This window comes from Stutzerimonas stutzeri (assembly GCF_000935215.1).
Taxonomy (GTDB): Bacteria; Pseudomonadota; Gammaproteobacteria; order Pseudomonadales; family Pseudomonadaceae; genus Stutzerimonas.
On sequence record NZ_JXXD01000316.1, the window covers coordinates 1 to 3,312 of the forward strand.

Genomic DNA, 3,312 nt, shown 5'->3' on the forward strand with positions numbered 1-3,312 from the left:
CGGGCGACTACGCCCGGTTCATGGCTGGCGGCAATACGCGCGGCACCTGCCAGACCAAGCGCGAAGCCGGCCGATACCAGCGCCATCATCAAATCACACGAAGCGACTCGTTCTGCGACCAATGGCTCCATGTCCACGCGGCGCAGTATCCGATCGACGTGCTTGGCAGGGCCTTCACACACTTGCGGATCACACAGGACGAGCGGATAGCGCAGCAGTTCATCCAGCGGAATGCGCTTGTGGGCTAGCAGCGGATGCCGTGCGGGCACCGCCACCATGATCGGATCGCTCCAGACAGGTATGGCGGTGATGCCATCACCCACTTCATCGGACTGTGTGAACCCCACGTCGTAGAGGTCGTCATGCAGGCCCTTGAGCTGCTGCGACAGCGGCACCTCGAAGAACCGTATTTCGACCTCGGGTTCCTCCTGCCGACATAGCGCCAGCACGGCCGGCAAGCGCGAGGGCGTAATGCCGTCCGACAAGGCCACGCGCAATTGGCCATGAAAACCGTTTGCCGCCGCTTTCACGCTGTCGCGTGCTTGTTCCAGGGCCGTGAACACGCGGCGCACGTGTTCCAAGAACAGCGTGCCAGCGCGGGTCAATCGTGTGGAGCGCGTGGTGCGAACGAACAGCGCCACGCCCAAGTCTTCTTCCAACTCCTTGATCGCCCGCGACAACGGCGATTGCTCCATGTGCAGTCGTTCCGCTGCCCGCGCAAAGCGCAGTTCTTCAGCCACGGCAAGAAAGCAGCGTAGGTGTCGGATCTCCATAACTCTGCTGCTCCCTGATGAAGTCTGTCTTAGCCTGATGCCATCTGGATCAGACGCTTGGATTGGAAGCTCTCTCCCCACAACCTGACAGCAGTGAACACTCAGGAAATCGGACGTTCTCGTTGCTGCATGACGGGCAGAAATTTGCCCACGTGCGAGAACACCCAGCGCACTATGGGATTGGTCAAAAGTGACATCGCACGCTTGCGGATGCGGATTGCCTTGTCGCTGGCGGGGGTGAAGACGCCAATGCCGGTTTCGGCCGACTTCTGGAACTCCGCTATCCGTGGCCGCATCGTGGCTTCCCAGTCGGCGAGGGCGGCTGCGATGTCGTCGCCATGTTCTTCGAGACGCTTGCCCAGCACATTGGCGCCGGCCAGGCCGCTCGACGCGCCCATGCCCGAATAAAGTGATGGGCACCAGGCCGAATCACCGACCAGCACCACGCGCCCCTGATACCAAGTGGAAAGGCGAACCTGCTCGGCGATGTCGAACAGGGCCGCCTCGCTCGTCTCCAGTTGCCCCAATGCAGCTTCCAGGATAGGGCCGAGAGGCTCTGGCCCGAATGACTTGCGGATTTGTTCGGCGGCCTTCCCTTCACGCTCGGCATCGGGATCGGCCGCATACCAGGAGAACAGTACCGTCGATCGCCGATCATCGAAGGGAAAGACGGTGAACGAACGTCCCGGCTCGATGATCTGCCCTCCGATCCCGCTTGGCAGCGTGGGCAGATCCTCCTGAAGCGCATAGGCGCAGATCATGGTGCCAAGACGCTGCAAGCCGCCAAGCGCAGGAGGGAATGCAAGGCGGTGCACTGTGGAACGGATGCCGTCGGCACCGATCACAAGGTCGAACCTGCGGCGGCTCACGCCCTGCGGGCCTTCAAGCGTCACCTCGACACAATCCCCGTCTTGCTCGATGGCGGTCGGAGTGGTCGAGAAGTGGATTTCCGTGTCGGGCGCTACCTCTTGCAATGTCTTCCAAACTGCGTCTTCGACATCACCCCGCATGGTGAGGTAGGGATTGATCGGTATGTCGGCGAAACTCAGGCCCGGAGATCGATTCCCTTGCCGATCGATGACATAGGTCATGCTTTCGGCCCTGTGATCGACCAAGCGGTCTCCGACTCCTAGATCGGCGGCTGCCGATCGCCCCACACCCATCACGGCAATGAAGTAGCCGCCCCGGCGGCGGGCTGGCGCACGTTCGACAACGACGGGAAGCCACCCCGCACGGTGCAGCGCAATCGCGCACGCGATGCCACTGATGCCAAGTCCTACCACCAGCGCAGTGCGCCTTGCCACGGCAGGGGTCTTCGACATGTCTGCTTCCAGCTCAGGGCCATTTTTCCGCATGGTTCTCTCCTCACTCCATCCCTTTTCCTGCCGCGTTCTCCGTGTCCAACGGCACGTTGCCGATGGCCTTGTTGACGGTGACGTAGCGCGTACTCAAACGCCCCTCGCTGGCCGCCAGGTCACGGCGGGCTTGTAGATAGCTGCGCTGGGCGTCGAGTACGGCAGTGAAATCGGTGACGCCACCGTCGTAGCGCGCCTGTGCAAGCCGGTAGGCATCGCCAGCCGCATCGCTGCGGGTTTGCAGTTCGCGCGCCTGACGCTGCTCGGCACCGTAGGCGGACAGCGCATCGTCGATTTCCTGCCAAGCTTTCAGCACGGTCTGTTGGTAGTTGATGGCGGCTTCTTGCTGTTGCAGTTCGCGCAGTTGCACGGTGGCCTTGCGCCGGCCGTGGTCGAAGATCGGCAGGTTGAGGCTGGGGCCGACCGACCAGGTGCGGCTGCCCCAGTCGGAAAACTCGCTGCTCAGGTAGGACTCATAGCCGAACGTCGCGCCAAGCCGGATGCTGGGGTACAGGTCGGCCCTGGCGATGCCGATGCTGGCGGTGGCGCTGTGCAGGCGCGCTTCGGCGGCGCGGATGTCGGGGCGGCGCAGCGCAACTTCCGATGGCAAGCCGAGGGCAAGATCGGGCAACGAAGTCCCGGCGTCGGCTTCGCGCGGCGCGAGTTCGGCCCGCAGCGCGCCCGGGCGTTCGCCCAGCAGCAGTGCGATCTGATTGGCGCTGGCGGCTTCCTGTGCCAGCAGCGGCGGCAGTTGCGCTTTCAATGCGGCCAGTTCGGCGCGCTGGCGTTGCAGGTCGGTGTGGTCGAGCACGCCGCCTTCTACGCGCGCTTGCAGCAGCGCGGCGCGGTCTTCCAGTGCGGCGATGTCCTCGCGCATCAAGCGGATCTGCCGCTGGGCGGTGCGCAGCTCGAAGTAATTGCGTGCCACGTCGCTGGCCAGGCTGAGGCGGGCCAGATCGAGCAGCGCAGCCTGTTGGCCGACATCAGCATCGGCGGCTTCCACGGATCGGCGCACGCGGCCCCACAAATCCAGCTCCCACGAGGCGTCGAAGCCGGCTTGGTACAGCGAGAACGGTTCGGCCAGCAACTCGGTGAGGCTCGGGTCGGCCCCCATGATGCCGATCATGCGCGTGCCGGCACCGCTCTCGCTCTGGCGTTGGCGGGTGGCGCTTCCGCTGGCGTTG

The 3,312-nt window shown here is 64.0% G+C and carries 3 protein-coding genes; all 3 read right to left on the reverse strand.

The features are described 5' to 3' along the window. Nucleotides 1-773 (reverse strand): LysR family transcriptional regulator (locus LO50_RS22765; protein ID WP_044316447.1); only part of this gene is annotated, 773 nt, incomplete at its 3' end. A gap of 101 nt (nucleotides 774-874) precedes the next feature. After that, a complete protein-coding gene (locus LO50_RS22770) occupies nucleotides 875-2,095 on the reverse strand; it encodes an FAD-dependent monooxygenase (protein WP_161794504.1) in 1,221 nt (406 codons plus the stop codon). A 43-nt stretch (nucleotides 2,096-2,138) separates the two neighbouring features. Beyond that, nucleotides 2,139-3,312 (reverse strand): efflux transporter outer membrane subunit (locus LO50_RS22775; protein ID WP_044316448.1); only part of this gene is annotated, 1,174 nt, incomplete at its 5' end.

Bases quoted from the DNA above. Each gene is read 5' to 3' on its own strand.
- LO50_RS22770 (WP_161794504.1), bottom strand. From the start codon at position 2,095: ATGTCGAAGACCCCTGCCGTGGCAAGGCGCACTGCGCTGGTGGTAGGA.